The 15,135-nt window shown below is 37.2% G+C and carries 10 protein-coding genes and 2 pseudogenes; 10 read left to right on the forward strand and 2 right to left on the reverse strand.

The window, feature by feature from the left end; translation table 11 throughout:
* Nucleotides 1–174 precede the first annotated feature (174 nt).
* The 5 genes and pseudogenes from Q9306_RS08375 to Q9306_RS08395 all read left to right on the forward strand — a co-directional run.
* Complete coding sequence (locus Q9306_RS08375) at nt 175–363, forward strand: hypothetical protein (protein WP_306197324.1); 189 nt, start codon at nt 175–177, stop codon at nt 361–363.
* 481 nt (nt 364–844) lie between these two features.
* Entirely contained in the window at nt 845–1,306 is a 462-nt protein-coding gene (locus Q9306_RS08380) for an SAM-dependent methyltransferase (RefSeq protein WP_306197197.1), read from the forward strand.
* A gap of 24 nt (nt 1,307–1,330) precedes the next feature.
* A complete protein-coding gene (locus Q9306_RS08385) occupies nt 1,331–1,870 on the forward strand; it encodes a GNAT family N-acetyltransferase (protein WP_306197199.1) in 540 nt (179 codons plus the stop codon).
* Between the two features lie 574 nt (nt 1,871–2,444).
* Nucleotides 2,445–3,206: a glycosyltransferase family 2 protein gene (locus tag Q9306_RS08390; RefSeq protein ID WP_306197201.1), complete on the forward strand. Its 762-nt coding sequence runs from the start codon at nt 2,445–2,447 to the stop codon at nt 3,204–3,206.
* 137 nt (nt 3,207–3,343) lie between these two features.
* Nucleotides 3,344–3,610: pseudogene (locus tag Q9306_RS08395) on the forward strand (site-specific integrase); the annotation flags it as partial.
* A gap of 286 nt (nt 3,611–3,896) precedes the next feature.
* Here the strand turns inward: Q9306_RS08395 and Q9306_RS08400 are convergent.
* A complete protein-coding gene (locus tag Q9306_RS08400) occupies nt 3,897–4,361 on the reverse strand; it encodes an antibiotic biosynthesis monooxygenase family protein (RefSeq protein WP_306197203.1) in 465 nt (154 codons plus the stop codon).
* Nucleotides 4,362–4,731: 370 nt separating this feature from the next.
* Between Q9306_RS08400 and Q9306_RS08405 the strand changes: the two genes are divergently transcribed.
* From Q9306_RS08405 to Q9306_RS08425, 5 genes and pseudogenes are all read left to right on the forward strand, one after another.
* Entirely contained in the window at nt 4,732–6,849 is a 2,118-nt protein-coding gene (locus Q9306_RS08405) for a transglycosylase domain-containing protein (protein ID WP_306197206.1), read from the forward strand.
* Between the two features lie 269 nt (nt 6,850–7,118).
* Nucleotides 7,119–8,165, forward strand: coding sequence for a uroporphyrinogen decarboxylase (gene hemE / locus Q9306_RS08410; RefSeq protein WP_306197208.1), 1,047 nt, complete (start codon nt 7,119–7,121; stop codon nt 8,163–8,165).
* Between the two features lie 13 nt (nt 8,166–8,178).
* Nucleotides 8,179–9,114 (forward strand): ferrochelatase, encoded by a 936-nt coding sequence (gene hemH, locus Q9306_RS08415; RefSeq protein ID WP_306197210.1) that lies wholly within the window; start codon nt 8,179–8,181, stop codon nt 9,112–9,114.
* A gap of 22 nt (nt 9,115–9,136) precedes the next feature.
* Nucleotides 9,137–10,561, forward strand: a complete 1,425-nt coding sequence (gene hemY / locus Q9306_RS08420; RefSeq protein ID WP_306197211.1) for a protoporphyrinogen oxidase — start codon at nt 9,137–9,139, stop codon at nt 10,559–10,561.
* A gap of 350 nt (nt 10,562–10,911) precedes the next feature.
* A pseudogene (locus tag Q9306_RS08425) lies at nt 10,912–13,179 on the forward strand (DUF6359 domain-containing protein); the annotation flags it as partial.
* Between the two features lie 481 nt (nt 13,180–13,660).
* Here Q9306_RS08425 and Q9306_RS08430 read toward each other — a convergent pair.
* Nucleotides 13,661–15,061 carry a zinc dependent phospholipase C family protein gene (locus Q9306_RS08430; protein WP_306197215.1) on the reverse strand — a complete coding sequence of 467 codons (1,401 nt, stop codon included), beginning with the start codon at nt 15,059–15,061 and terminating at the stop codon, nt 13,661–13,663.
* Nucleotides 15,062–15,135 lie beyond the last annotated feature (74 nt).

Genomic DNA, 15,135 nt, shown 5'->3' on the forward strand with positions numbered 1-15,135 from the left:
ATGGATAGAAGGAATTTAGGGTGTAAAGGGTCGCATTACTTGCGTGCTTTTATTTTCATACAATAAAAAAGAGCGACATGTTAGTAACATGCGCTCATCTCCTAATATTTTGATAGTCTATATATTTTTTATTATATAAATCCACTTTGATTTTTTAACACACAAGAAGAAGTTTTGAATCAAGCCTTACAGCAATTTGAGCATATGATTCAAGATTTAAATCATAACAAAAGTGTAGTAAGTATGGAAGATTTACAAACACTTGGTTCATTCTTTTTGGGCTTAGGTACTGTGTTTGCAGGATTAGGAGTACTGCTTGCAGGTATTGGAGTATATACAAAATTTTCACGTGAATCAAAATGATAAAAGCATTCGTACAGGATGCTTTTTTATTTGTATAAAAGTAACTACTCAGCTATCCCATGAAAATAAAAGATAACTAGAGACATTCAATCAAAAAATACGTTCAATTGATTTCCGCTTTCGAGAATTATGTAAATGAGCTGTCCATATGGACGGCTTATTATATTTTTTTTGCTTAGCGTGGAGTTTTTCTGATTTGCTGGTGGCACCACATCGCTATCAAGTTAAAATTTTGCAGCCCCCCAGAACGAAGTTTTAGACTTTCTTGTAACAAATAACCTCACTTTATCGCTTTTGGGGTGACTTGTTTTCTTGGTTTGATAGGTATGTGGTGGTACCCAAAATAGAAATAATTTTAGGGAGGGACATATTTTTTTAGCAGGTTATTAGTAAAACTTATTAAGTTAATAAGAAAAATAAAATTTAATTATCGTTAAATGTCTTATAGGATTAATAAAAAGGAGTGTTTGGAGGGACTTATATGGAAATTACAATTAAACCAGTTGCATATGTTCATAATTCTCGTGAAGAATTGAAAGATGATAATTGGGGTTGTGTTGTTTCAGTAATTAAACTAACTGATGAATTAAATGAATCTGCATTACAAGGCATAGAGGATTTTTCACACTTAGAAATCATTTTTTACTTCGATAAAGTACCTGATGACAAAGTACAGTATGGAGCAAGGCATCCGAGAAATAACCTCGATTTCCCTAAAGTTGGAATTTTTTCACAAAGAGGAAAAAATAGACCGAATAAATTAGGTGTAACTACAGTTCAATTGATAGAGCATACTGGTAATAAATTAGTGGTAAAAGGCTTAGATGCAATAGATGGAACACCTATTATTGATATTAAACCTGTAATGAAGGAATTTCTTCCCAAGAATGAAATTAAACAAGCAAATTGGTCTACTGTTTTAATGAAAGATTATTGGAAGTGATGTGATAGATAAAAGGGGATATATATGAGTACATTTCAAAAAAATATTTTAGCTAGTTATAACGGGATACATATTCGTGTTTTTGATAGTAAGAAAGATGATGTTGAACAGTTAACCAGAGTATTAAATAAGTCATATAAAAAACTGGCTGATTTAGGTTTTAATTATCTGGCAAGTCATCAGGATTCTAGTATTACTCTTGAACGAATTAACAAGGCACTATGCCTTGTTGTCATTCGAGATAATAAAATTATTGGTTCAATTTCTTATTACTCACCAGAAAGTAACAAAGGATGTAATTGGTATAATAAAGGTAATGTAGCAACAATAGGTCAGTTTGGCATCCATCCTTCTTATCAATCAATGGGAATCGGAAGAAAATTGATTGAATTAGTTGAAGAATTAGCAATAAAAGAAGGGATAGAGGAACTCGCATTAGATACAGCTGAGGGAGCCAGTCATCTTATTAAATATTATGGTGATAAGGGATATCGTTTCATTGAATATATCAATTGGGAAATTACAAACTACAGAAGTGTTGTTTTAAGTAAAAAATTAAAATAACTACTGATAACGCTGATTATATAAAAGGAACTAAGGTTTTGCACTATCCATAAAGCAAAAAAGACCTTATCCTTTCTTATGATTCTACAGAAAGAATAGCGTATTTTTTCATTTTAGGGGGGATTTTGTTTTATCCCGCTATTCGTGGGCAGTAAGACCCCCACCTCAAGATTCAGAGAGAATCGTTGTCCAGCTCCAATGGCTAGAATGTTCGGTGGCTTCGCTTCCTCCTACGAGGTAAAAAGCACCTCTATGTCAGAAGCTCCATCCTCCTCACATTCTGAACGAGCCACGTCCGCATTTCTTAGGAAGATAGGTGGGGGATAACTGCCCGTAAAAGCCCGATTGGTGAGGGCTAACCATCAGTGGGAGATGAAAAAACTCTCCACTGATGGAAGTTTCACTTTATTAGCTTGATAGCGATGTGACGCTATCCCAAATAGGTCTCTTTTTTAAATTCTCCAAAGTAAACTAATGAATAATAATTTTACTTTGAGTTTCTATAATACAACCTAATGAATGTTAATATATGTTATGTATAGTGAATATTTACTTTATAAAAAGGGGGAATATTATGACTGAAACAAACGAATCTTCAGGAGTCGATTTTAAACAAAATGTGAAGTTTTCTATTATAATCCCTGCACACAATGAAGAAAAGTACATTAGAAAATGTTTGGATTCAATTGCAAAGGCATCAGAGGCATATAGAGATCAAACTGAAGTCATAGTTGTTTTAAATCGTTGCACAGATAAAACAGAGGAAATAGCAAAGTCGTATAACTGTATTACATTAAAAAATAACGATAAAAACTTATCCAAAATCCGAAATGCAGGGGCCAAAATAGCTAGCGGAGAAATAATCATCACTATAGACGCTGATACTCAAATGACAGAGTCTATGTTGTCTAATGTAGACAAATATTTAGCTTCAGGTAAATACATTGGCGGCGGGGTGACTGGAAATTTTGAAAGAATATCTTTAGGAATATTCGTTTCCGCACTGTTAATAATAATCCCCTTACTTTTTAAGTATGGAGCTATATCGGTAGGGATTTTTTGGTGCTATAGAAAAGACTTTATGGCAATCAATGGCTTTAATGAAAATATGCTTATGGCAGAAGATGCAGATTTCGCTAAACGATTAAAAAAATGGGGAAAACAAAATAATAAGAAATTCGGTACAATTAAAAATGGAATGGTAACTTCAAGCAGAAGATTTGATAAACATGGGGACTGGGCTTTAATTAAAAACCCTAAAATAATCTTAGCCTATCTAAAAGGAAATGATAAAGAATACGCAGATAAAACATATTATGATAACCAAGAAAGATAACTGTGAAGATTCCTAAACAAATCATCATCAAATGAACTAGTGAAACAAGATAAATAAAATTTAACAAAACTAAACTTTTGAATATTAGTTTAGTTTCAAATCCCCTAAAAAATTGACTTCACACCAAATATCTTGATATCCAACCGATTCGAACAAAAGAACAGATTGAAGATATGAAATGGACCCTAAAACGTTATTGTTCCGCACGAAACTATATCTTATTTCTGATTGGTATTTATACAGAATCACGTGTCAGTGATTTACTCCAACTCGAAACACAAACCATATTAAAACTAAAACAAAAAAAGAGAAAAGAATTCAAAATCAAAGAGGGAAAAACAAAGAAGGAACGTATAATTAATCTCACTTCTATTTTTGATGAGGTCTACTCTTATGCCAAAACATGAGAAATTGCTTGTTTCTTTTGATTCCATTCTCTTTCAAAAAAATCTCTCTTTAACTCTTTATCTATGGAATCTACTGAACCATTCAATATTTCGTCTGTTATTTTAAATTTAAGCTCATGGGCATATTTATTTCTTAACTTATTGGGATCCCGCTACAACGTCATCAAGCTAAAAGAACGAGTTATCCCAAAACAATAACAACGAGCAAAATGCACAAAAATTTTGTTCTGGGGGGGTATTATGTGATCTTAAGCTCACGGGTATGAGGTCAACCCCCTTTCCATTATTCTCCCACTGTAAAAGTCGTCACAAATGAAGGTCTTGCAAAAATACTCTTTTGCGGTTCGCCGCTAGGCGGAGCAGGGCGTTTTTTGTGTGCTCTTTCAAATGACTGTGATTGTTGCCATGCTTGGAATGATTCTTCGTTTTCCCACATTGTCATAATGATGTATGTATCGTCTGATAAGGGGCGCAGGACACGAATGGCACGGAAGCCTGGTTCTTTTTCAATTAAACCAGCGCGGTTTTGGAAACGATGTTCAAAGACAGGACGCCCTTCTTCTGTAACAGCGATGTTATTGCATACAACGAAGCCGGCGTTACCTGTCATTTCTCCGACAGCGTCTAGTACTTCATATAGATGCGCTCCTTCTGTTACATTTTCCTTGTAATACATTGTTTTTTCGTCGCTTTTTCCGATGTAATTAGGCTTTTCTAAAGAAGTTTCATATGAAATTATTGCTTTCATCATTTTACCCCCTTTGTTTTTTCTTCATTGTCCAGCTCCAGCGGCTAGAATGGTCGGTGGCTTCGCGCCTTCCTCCGAAGCACAATACGCCTCTCTGTCAGGAGCTCCATCCCCCTCCCATTCTGAGCAAGCCGCTTCCGCTTTTCTTTATTGTCCAGCTCCGCCTCCTAGGCCCTCATGTCTAAGAACCTTCCTCACAAGAAGGTAAAGAGCACCTTCTGTGTGAAAGAACCTTAGCCACCGGGCCTGAACAGTCGGCTCCGCTTTTCTTCATTAATAGCAAGAGTTGTAAAAAACTTCGAAGATTATACATAAAGGATATGTTTTTTCAAATAATAAACGTACCATCATTTGGAAGGAAGGATGAGGTATGAAGAATACAAAGAGAGTTCTCATTGGCTTTGTTTCCATTTTTATATTTGCGATTGCTCTCTATAAATGTATTGTGTTTACTGGCAGTTATATGATGGATGAAAAGAGACTTGTATTCCATTCTTCATCAAAAATTGTGGATCAGCGCGGCAAAGAAATTACAAAGCTTTATTTAGAAAATCGGGAATTGGTACATATTGAAGATATTCCCTTATATGTACAACAAGCTTTTTTAGCTGTTGAAGATGCGCGCTTTTATGAACATCATGGTATTGATTTTCCTTCTATTGTAAGAGCACTTTATAAAGATGTTCTTGCTGGAGAGAAAGTAGAAGGCGGGAGTACGATTACACAGCAGCTTGTGAAAAATGTTTTTTTATCGCATGAAAAAACGTTGTTTCGCAAAGTGAAGGAAGTGGCGATTGGGTTTCACTTGGAACAGAAGTATTCGAAGCAGCAGCTTTTGGAAATGTATTTAAATCATATTTATTTTGGACACGGAGCTTATGGCATTCAAGCAGCAGCGAAATTTTATTTTAATAAAGAAGCGCGGCAGTTAACGGTTGAGGAAGGAGCGATGCTGGCAGCTCTTCCGAAAGCGCCGAGCAACTACTCACCATTTTTGCATCCTGAAAAAGGTAAGGAGCGCCGCGATTTAATTTTATCGTTAATGCATAAGCAAGGATATTTATCAGCAGAAGAAACAGTGGGTTACCAAGGGAAAATAATTGCTCTTTATGTGAATCAAAATGAACAGGATCTTGCTTATATGCCATACATCGATATGGTAATTGATGAAGCGGCCCGCACTTACGGGTTATCTCATCAAGAAGTGCTGCGCGGCGGGTATACGTTTGTTGTGGCGATGGATGATAAGATGCAAAAGACAGCATATGAACAATTGCAAAATGTCCGTAATTTTCCGATGCAAGACGATCATATGCAAGGTGCCGTTCTTTTCATGGATAGTAAAACAGGCGGAATAAGAGCGGCAGTTGGAGGAAGGCATTATATTGCCCGCGGATTAAATCGAGTTTACGCAAAGCGGCAGCCAGGTTCTGTATTAAAGCCGCTTCTTGTGTATGCGCCAGCACTTGAAACGAAAAAATATACGCCGTATTCTTTATTAACAAATGAGCGAGTTTCGTTTGATGGCTATGAACCGCGCAATTACAACGATCAATATTCGAAGGAAGTAACGATGTATGATGCCCTGTTGCAATCGGCTAATGTTCCAGCAGTATCCTTGCTGCATGAAATTGGGCTAGAAGAAGGAAAGCAGTATTTAGAAAAAGGAAATATTCACATTCCGGAACGTGGTCTTAGTACTGCACTGGGCGGTTTGCAAGAGGGAGTTTCGCCGTTTGAACTGGTGAAAATGTACCGTGCGTTTGTAGCGGATGGGAAAATCATTGAACCGCATGTAATTGAGAAAGTGTTAAATCGGCACGGAGAAATGATTGGGCAAGCAACCAATAAAGAAATGAAAGTTTTTTCGAAGCAAACTGCTTGGTATATGACAAGAATGCTTGAAGGTGTTGTGAAAGAAGGGACTGCAAAAGATGGTGTATATAAAGGAGCGCTTGCTGGGAAAACAGGAACAACGTCACTTCCAAATCAAGACGACGGGGCAAGAGATATTTGGTTTGTTGGGTATACACCTCATATTGTTGGAGCGGTTTGGATGGGATATGACCGCACGGATGACAAGCATTATGTGCGGGGGAGCAGTTCCTATCCAACAAAATTATTTAAAACCATTTTAGCGAAAGCGAATGTAAAAGCAGATTATACATTTACGCAGCCGCGCGGTGTCGAAACGATTGGAGAGCCAATTCGCTTAAGTAAAGTGGATGGTTTAGAAGCAAGGTTAACGTTTACTCCGCTTGGTTTGTTTACCGCAAAATTAGCATGGAATCGAATTCCTGATAAGAGAGTACAATATCGAATTTATAAAATAGACAAAGGGAAAGCGATTCATATCGATACAGTAACTGGAAAAGGGGAGTATGAAGTAAAATTTATGAACGTTTTTAAAGCGCCGCGTTTTTATGTTGTACCGTATAATCCGCAAACAAATCGAGAAGGAGAAAAAACAAAAGAGGTTAAGCCGTAATTTCGGCTTGTGCTATAATGAGAATGTTCCGGAAAAAACAGAGTATTACCATATGTTTGTGTCAATTTCATGAACATCAAACATAATGTTGTACATTTTGTTTTTACTAATTGTATAGTAAAAAAAGATAAAGTGAAACTTCCATCAGTAGGGAATTTCATATTTTTGGCAGTTCTTACTAATCAGGCTTTTACGGGCAGTTATCTGCCTGTTTATATGGAATAAAAAGGATAGGATTCGAGCTGTATTAGAAAAAGGGGGACAAGGATTTGGTACGACAAATCAATGAAACATTTTTACAAGCATGCAAAGGAGAACGCACAGATTATGTACCAGCATGGTATATGCGCCAAGCAGGTCGTTCCCAGCCGGAATACAGAAAGATTAAAGAGAAGTATTCTCTGTTTGAAATTACACATCAGCCAGAACTTTGTGCTTATGTAACAAAGCTGCCTGTTGATCAATATAATGTGGATGCCGCAATTTTATATAAAGATATTATGTCACCGCTTCCAGCGATTGGTGTAGATGTAGAAATTAAATCTGGAATCGGTCCTGTAATTGATAATCCGATTCGTTCACTGCAAGATGTCGAAAAATTAGGGGAAATTCACCCAGAAGAAGATGTTTCATATGTGCTTGATACGATTCGCTTATTAACAACAGAAATGCTTGATGTTCCGTTAATCGGATTTGCAGGAGCACCATTTACGTTAGCGAGCTATATGATTGAAGGCGGTCCATCTCGTAATTATCATAAAACGAAAGCGTTTATGTATGCAGAGCCAAAAGCATGGTTTGCGCTAATGGATAAGCTTGCAGATATGACTATTACGTATTTAAAAGCGCAAATTAATGCCGGCGCAAAAGCAATTCAAATTTTCGATTCTTGGGTTGGGACAGTAAATGTGCTTGATTACCGCGTATTTATTAAACCAGTAATGGAGCGCATTTTCACAGAGCTTAGGCAGGTGAATGTACCGCTTATTATGCACGGTGTTGGAGCGAGTCATTTAGCAAATGAATGGAATGATCTCCCGCTTGATGTTGTCGGTTTAGACTGGCGTTTGCCGATTGAAGAAGCGCGTGCACGAGGGATTCAAAAGGCTGTCCAAGGAAATTTAGACCCATCCATTTTACTTGCGCCGTGGGATGTGATTGAAACGCATGTAAAAGCGATCTTAGATCAAGGAATGAAGCAGCCAGGATATGTATTTAACTTAGGACATGGTGTTTTCCCAGAGGTGAACCCAGATACGTTAAAACAAATGACTGCATTTATACATGACTATTCAAGAGAACAGCTGGCGAAGTAAAGGAGAGGACTGCATGAAGAAGAAAATCGGTTTACTTGTAATGGCATATGGAACGCCGAATAAAGAAGAAGATATTGAACGTTATTATACACACATTCGCCACGGCAGAAAGCCAAGTGCGGAAATGTTAGAAGACTTAACAGAACGATACAAAGCAATTGGCGGAATTTCGCCTCTAGCGAAAATTACACTAGAACAAGCAACAAAATTAGAAGCGTATTTAAATGAAATGCAAGATGACGTGGAATTTAAAATGTATCTCGGTTTAAAACATATTGAGCCATTTATTGAAGATGCAGTGAAGAAGATGCACGAAGACGGAATTGAAGATGCAATTGCGATCGTGCTCGCGCCGCATTACTCTACTTTCAGCGTGAAGTCTTATATCGGACGAGCACAAGAAGAAGCAGAGAAACTTGGCGGCTTGCAAATTCACGGTATTGATAGCTGGTATAAAGAACCGAAATTTATTGATTACTGGGTAAACGAAGTGAAAGCAATATATGAAAAGATGACAGCTGATGAGCGTGAAGAAGCGGTACTTATCGTATCTGCACATAGTTTACCAGAGAAAATTATTGCAATGGGCGACCCGTATCCAGAGCAATTGAGTGAAACGGCTGATTATATTGCCCGCGGAGCTGAAGTGAAAAACTATGCAGTCGGCTGGCAAAGTGCTGGTAATACACCAGATCCATGGATTGGGCCGGATGTACAGGACTTAACACGTGAATTGCATGAGAAATATGGATACACATCTTTTGTATACGCACCTGTTGGCTTTGTTGCTGATCATTTAGAAGTATTATATGACAATGATATCGAGTGCAAAGTTGTGACAGAAGACATTCAAGCGAACTATTATCGTCCAGAAATGCCAAATGCAAAGACTCCATTTATTTCTTGTTTAGCAGATGTTGTTATGAAAAAGTGGAGTGCAGTTTCATAAAGTGAGAAAGAAGGAAGCAGTCGTGAAAAAGAAGGTAGTGATTATAGGCGGCGGGATTTCCGGCTTAACAACAGCATATTATTTGCAAAAAGAAATTCGTGAACAAAATTTGCCGATTGATACGATGCTTATTGAAGCATCAGGAAAGCTTGGCGGGAAAATTCAAACCATTAGAAAAGATGGATTTACAATTGAACGTGGCCCGGATTCGTTCCTCGAACGAAAAGAGAGTGCTGCAAGGTTAGCACGTGAATTACAACTTGGTGATCAACTTGTTAACAATGCGACAGGGAAATCGTTTGTACTTGTGAATAATCGATTGCATAGCATTCCAAGCGGTTCAATGATGGGAATTCCAACACAAATTACACCATTTGTATTTTCAGGGTTGTTTTCTCCTATTGGAAAGATTCGTGCAGGATTTGATTTTGTGCTGCCTCGTTCAAAACCAGTATCAGATCAATCGCTCGGTCAATTTTTCCGTCGCCGTTTAGGCAATGAAGTGGTTGAAAATTTGATTGAGCCATTGTTATCAGGTATTTATGCCGGTGATATTGATAAAATGAGTTTGATGGCTACGTTCCCGCAGTTCTATCAAGTCGAACAAAAATATCGCAGCATTTCACTCGGTATGCGTACATTAGCTCCGAAACAACAAAAGGATGCAACGGCAAAAACAAAAGGAATCTTTTTAACGTTAAAAACAGGTTTACAATCTATTGTTGATGGAATTGAAGAACGACTAGAAGATGGAACAGTTTTGAAAGGGACGCGTGTCGAAAAGATTACAAAGATCGATGACCGCTATAACATTGCACTTAGCAATGGAAAAGAAATAGAAGCAGATGTAGTTGTGATGGCAGCATCTCATAAATGGCTGCCATTGATGTTCTCTCAATATAAACAGTTTCACTTCTTCCGCAGCATTCCATCTACATCAGTGGCGAATGTAGCATTAGCATTCCCGAAAGAAGCGATTCAGCGCGATATTGAAGGAACCGGATTTGTTGTGTCACGTAATAGTGATTTTACGATTACAGCATGTACGTGGACACATAAAAAATGGCCGCATACAACGCCAGAAGGAAAAGTACTCCTGCGCTGTTATGTTGGGCGCCCCGGCGATGAAGCAATTGTGGAACAAACAGATGAAGAAATGATTCGCTTCGTATTAGAAGATTTGCAAAAGACAATGGATATAACAGCTGATCCAGAATTTGTGGTTGTGAGCCGCTGGAAAGATGCGATGCCGCAATATACGGTCGGTCATAAAGAGCGCATGAAAACGTTAAAAGAGTTCATGAGCGAAGAACTACCTGGCATTTACTTAGCAGGAAGCTCTTATGCCGGTGCTGGATTACCAGATTGTATCGATCAAGGTGAAGCAGCTGTAAAATACGTATTGTCTTATTTAGAACAAACGAATCAAAAAGAGTTAATGGCGTAATAAGAGGAGGGCTGACCGAAATGATTTCTGGTCAGTCTCTTTTTTTATCGGTGTTATAGAATATAAAGACCTTTGGCTAATGTTCAACGTGTAGGAAAGTGAATAACCCCTCCTTATCATTCCTTGAGGAAGGGAAATTCTTTTGGAAGTATGTTAAATTTTTTGTAAATTTATATAAATATAATGTTCTTTATATAGAACTCTGCTATGATAGACATGCTAGGGAATAGGAAAAATATTTAGGGGGAGGATTTTCTTTGAAAAAGCTAGCAATTATCTTTTTTTCACTTGTATTCGTTGTACTAGTATCAGATGTTGTAGCGAAGGCCGAACAAGAACAAGTATTAACTGTTGATGAAGCAATTCAATTGTTTCAGCAGCAAGGCAAAAAACCAGCAGTAGTAGAGGGATATATTGTTGGATACACACAAAATCCAGGAAAATATACGAAAGATCCAGCAAAGTTTGGTGATACAAACGTTGCAATTGCCGCTTCTCCAGATGAAGTGAACGCTGATAAAATTATGCCTGTTCAGCTGCCGATAGGTGAAGTTCGCAAAGCAGTGAATGTAAAGGATCACCCAGAAAATATGGGGAAAAAGGTTCGTCTAACAGGTACGCTAGATAGTTATTTTAGCAGTCCAGGGTTAAAATCTGTTACAAATTATGTGTTTCAAGATAAAGAAACGCAGAAAGTAAGTGATGTCATTGCTAGTCCAAACGGGGGCGAAGTAGAAAAAGGAACAGCAGTAACATTATCCACTGTAACAGAAGGTGCGACGATCTATTATACGTTAGATGGATCAAATCCAACGACTCAAAGCATTCGTTATAATGAACGAATTATACTGAATGAAAATAGTGTAATTAAAGCGATTGCCGTGAAAGAGGGATTTGAAAATTCCGCTACCTCGACATTCTCGTATACCATGATAAAAAATGAACCGGTTCGTATTCACGATATTCAAGGGAAATCTCATATTTCTCCTTACAAGGGAAAAGACGTGAAAGCTGTTACTGGTATTGTCACACAAGTAGATAAATCTGGATTTTATATGCAAGATCCGCAGCCTGATGAAGATCCAGCTACATCAGAAGGAATTTATGTTTATAAAAAAGACGGCGGCGTAAAAGTCGGCGATTCGGTTTCTGTTGATGGACAAGTAGAGGAATTTATCGGAGCAGGATACGCAGACCGTTTTGATACAGATTTATCAATTACAGAAATTAAAGCAAAGCTTGTTATCGTAAATGAGAGTAATCAAACATTACCTAAAGCAGTTGTATTAGGAGAAAACGGTGTGAAAATACCGGACGCAATTATTGATAATGATGGATTTGGCATTTTCGATCCAACAGAAGATGCAATTGACTTTTATGAAAGCCTAGAAGGTATGCTTGTAAAAGTGCCACAGCCAAAAGTTATTGGACCGCAAAAGAATGGGAACTTGTATGTAACAACTGCAAATGGCAGCCAAAAAGTAACGACGAAATTTGGAACGCCGCTTTTGCAAGCTGACAATGCAAATCCAGAGCGCCTTTCTATTAAAGTAGCGCGTAACTATGTCGCAAAAGCAGGGGATCAACTTCTTGGAGATGTAACAGGTACCGTTGGCTATGATTACGGAAACTATCGCATTTCACCAATTGGAGATTTTCCGGCTCTGCAAGACGGCGGATTTAAACAACTTGGCGCTAATATTCAACCGCGCCTTGATAAACTAACAGTTGCAACATATAACATTGAGAACTTCTCAGCAAATAAAAAAGAAACATCAGATGAGAAAGTAAGACGTCTTGCTTACGCTATTAAATACAATTTAAAAATGCCAGATATTATTGGTGTGCAAGAAATGCAAGATAACAATGGAACAGTTAATGATGGTACAACAGACGCAAAACTTAGTGCGCAGCGTTTAATCGATGCCATTCAAGAAATTCGCGGACCAAAGTATGAATATGTAGAAATTGCACCAGAAAATAATAAGGATGGCGGTGCACCAGGAGCGAATATTCGCGTTGGTTTCTTCTATAATCCGTCCCGCGTGAAATTAGCACAAAAACCAGTTTTACTTGAGAAAAATGTTGTCCGAATTGGAGAAAATAATGCATTATTTGACGATACACGTAAACCGTTAGCTGCTGAATTTACATTCCAAGGACAAAATATCGTTGTCATTTCTAATCACTTAAACTCTAAATTAGGAGATGCATCGCCGTTTGGAAAAATCCAGCCGCTTGTATTAAAAAGTGAAGCAAGACGCGTGCAGCTTGCTGAGGAAGTAAATGGTTTTGTAAAAGGCATCCAAGGGCGACATGCAAACGCACCAGTTGTTGTAGTAGGCGATATGAATGACTTTGAATTCTCAAAACCAATGCAAGCATTAAAAGGCGACATTATGAAAGAAATGCTTGAAACAGTTCCACAAGAAAATCGTTACACATATATTCATGATGGGAACGCACAAGCATTAGACCATATTTTCGTAACGAATAATATCGCACCGCACACAATTGTTGATCCAGTTCATTTAAACTCAAACATTATGGAAGAGAATGGACGCATGAGTGATCATGATCCAGTGCTTGCGCAAATTGATTTGAAGAAGGCTTCGTAAGAAAGAAAACTGAATTGTAATGTCTGTTATGTGAAAAACACACTCGTTTATATGGAGAACGAGTGTGTTTCTTTTTGCTTTGATATAAGAATAATCCGAATTTTATCAAAGGAGCAGGGTTATTTTCCATCTTATAGAACGTATAATGGGATAAGTAAGAACAGAGGAGGTGAAAAATGAAAGAAGGGCTAAAAGAAACCTTCACCAGCTTCTAAATAAAAAATAATTTTCAGGCTTTTCTTTCATTGTCTGTTATGAAAAAAATGGTGAATGCGATTGATACGATACTCCTGTTTTTAGTGGTATTTGTATTTTTGTTCGCATTTGATTTTTATAAGTTTCCTGTTTGGTCTATTGCCTTTGTTATAAGTGTGGGAATCTGGGTAATCAGTGTAATTGTTAAAGTAAAAGCTGTTAAAGATAAATGATATTATAGTAGTTATAAGAAAGGAGAAGGTTAATACTTTCTCCTTTCATTCATTTATCTACAAGGTACAAACTTCCACGAACTAGGCATTTGCGTTTTTTTACCTAGTACGATCCAACTTTTCTCTGCATTTATATTTTCATAATTTAATGGATAACCATCTGTAAAAATATTATATTCTGTAGGGTTATTCGGGTTAATTTGAATTTTAAAATCAGCTAAACTATCAGATTTTTGAGCAAGGTGAATCCAACTAGAATACTTAGACCAATTTAAATATTGATATTGATCATAATTGGAGTGCTTCATGCGAAGATATACGCTCTCACCATGGTGCAATTTTGCATCATGATCTTTGTAAAATACAAATTCGATAGGTGTACCAGATGGTGCATTGTTGTTTTTATTTGCAAGTAAGACATAATCGTAACGATTTGCCATGTACCATTCAAATGTTAAACCTTGATAAGGGGATTCACTTGGGACGATATAATAGTTTTTCCCTGCCTCTATAACATCTCCTTCTGTGTCATAGATTAATGCAGTCTCTATACTTGGAGCAGTCTCGTTTTTCGCAAAAGTTTTAAACCAAAAATTTAAGAAACCTGCAGTGTTGCGCTGCGCTTCTCCTAAACTTCGCTGCACAGCTGGGGTAACCGTCTCTTGCCATAATTGCGCCTTGATATTATTGTAATATTCAAATATTTTATCGCGTGCGATATTCTCAATTTCATGTTTAGCTATTCGTGCAGCATAATCAATCCATTCTTCAGGTTTAGTTAAAGAAGTGTTATAATTTCCACCAGAATGAACTGCAAATTGATCTTGAATGGTTGTAACATAATTTTCGAAGTAGCTATGATATTTGATAGCCCTTGTATCAATTGCTGTGAAATTTGTTGCATGCATAGGTTGTGTAGCATCTGTAAAGTAGTGCGTCGCTACTCCTAAATAATAGAAAGCTTTTTCATAGTCTTTATTTCGAAAATACTCACCAGATTCATAAAAGTATTTCGTTCCTTGTGTTAGAGCAGTTGGATTTGTTTCGCCTCTATAATTTTTGTGGGTGTCAGGATCGTAAAAGTGGGACTTCCATCCGCCTTTGAAAATTCCGCCGATTCCTAGCCCGCCATCGTTAAATTCTGAGTTATAATCGGCATCATATAATCCTTTAGAAAATAAATCTTTATATTGGGGGAAATTTAAGAAGTCTACAGCTAGTTTATTTGATTCGACGTTAGCTTCTATTTTCATAATTTCAATGGCTTGCTTGGCGATCCATAAATGTGTACTTTTATCAGTATGATACGGAGCCTCTGCAGACCATTTTTCAGCAATGGGATCATTCTCAGATAAATCAATTTGATCAATGTGTGCATAGCTATTTTGTGGGAATGCACCTAAAATAGTTAAAGTCACTCCAGCTATACATAGTGTGGGGATAATTTTTTTCATTTTTTCTTCCTTTCTAAAAAGCAATGTTATAATAATTATTATATAAAAGTGAGTAGTAGTTTCAATATCCCTAT

The sequence above is a fragment of the Bacillus multifaciens genome (genome assembly GCF_030756675.1).
Lineage (GTDB): Bacteria > Bacillota > Bacilli > Bacillales > Bacillaceae_G > Bacillus_A > Bacillus_A multifaciens.

Excerpts from the sequence above, each read along its gene's own strand:
- Q9306_RS08380 (WP_306197197.1), top strand. The coding sequence starts at position 845 with ATGGAAATTACAATTAAACCAGTTGCATATGTTCATAATTCTCGTGAA.
- Q9306_RS08400 (WP_306197203.1), bottom strand. The coding sequence starts at position 4,361 with ATGAAAGCAATAATTTCATATGAAACTTCTTTAGAAAAGCCTAATTAC.
- hemH (WP_306197210.1), top strand. The coding sequence starts at position 8,179 with ATGAAGAAGAAAATCGGTTTACTTGTAATGGCATATGGAACGCCGAAT.
- Q9306_RS08390 (WP_306197201.1), top strand. The coding sequence starts at position 2,445 with ATGACTGAAACAAACGAATCTTCAGGAGTCGATTTTAAACAAAATGTG.
- Q9306_RS08385 (WP_306197199.1), top strand. The coding sequence starts at position 1,331 with ATGAGTACATTTCAAAAAAATATTTTAGCTAGTTATAACGGGATACAT.
- Q9306_RS08430 (WP_306197215.1), bottom strand. The coding sequence starts at position 15,061 with ATGAAAAAAATTATCCCCACACTATGTATAGCTGGAGTGACTTTAACT.
- Q9306_RS08405 (WP_306197206.1), top strand. The coding sequence starts at position 4,732 with ATGAAGAATACAAAGAGAGTTCTCATTGGCTTTGTTTCCATTTTTATA.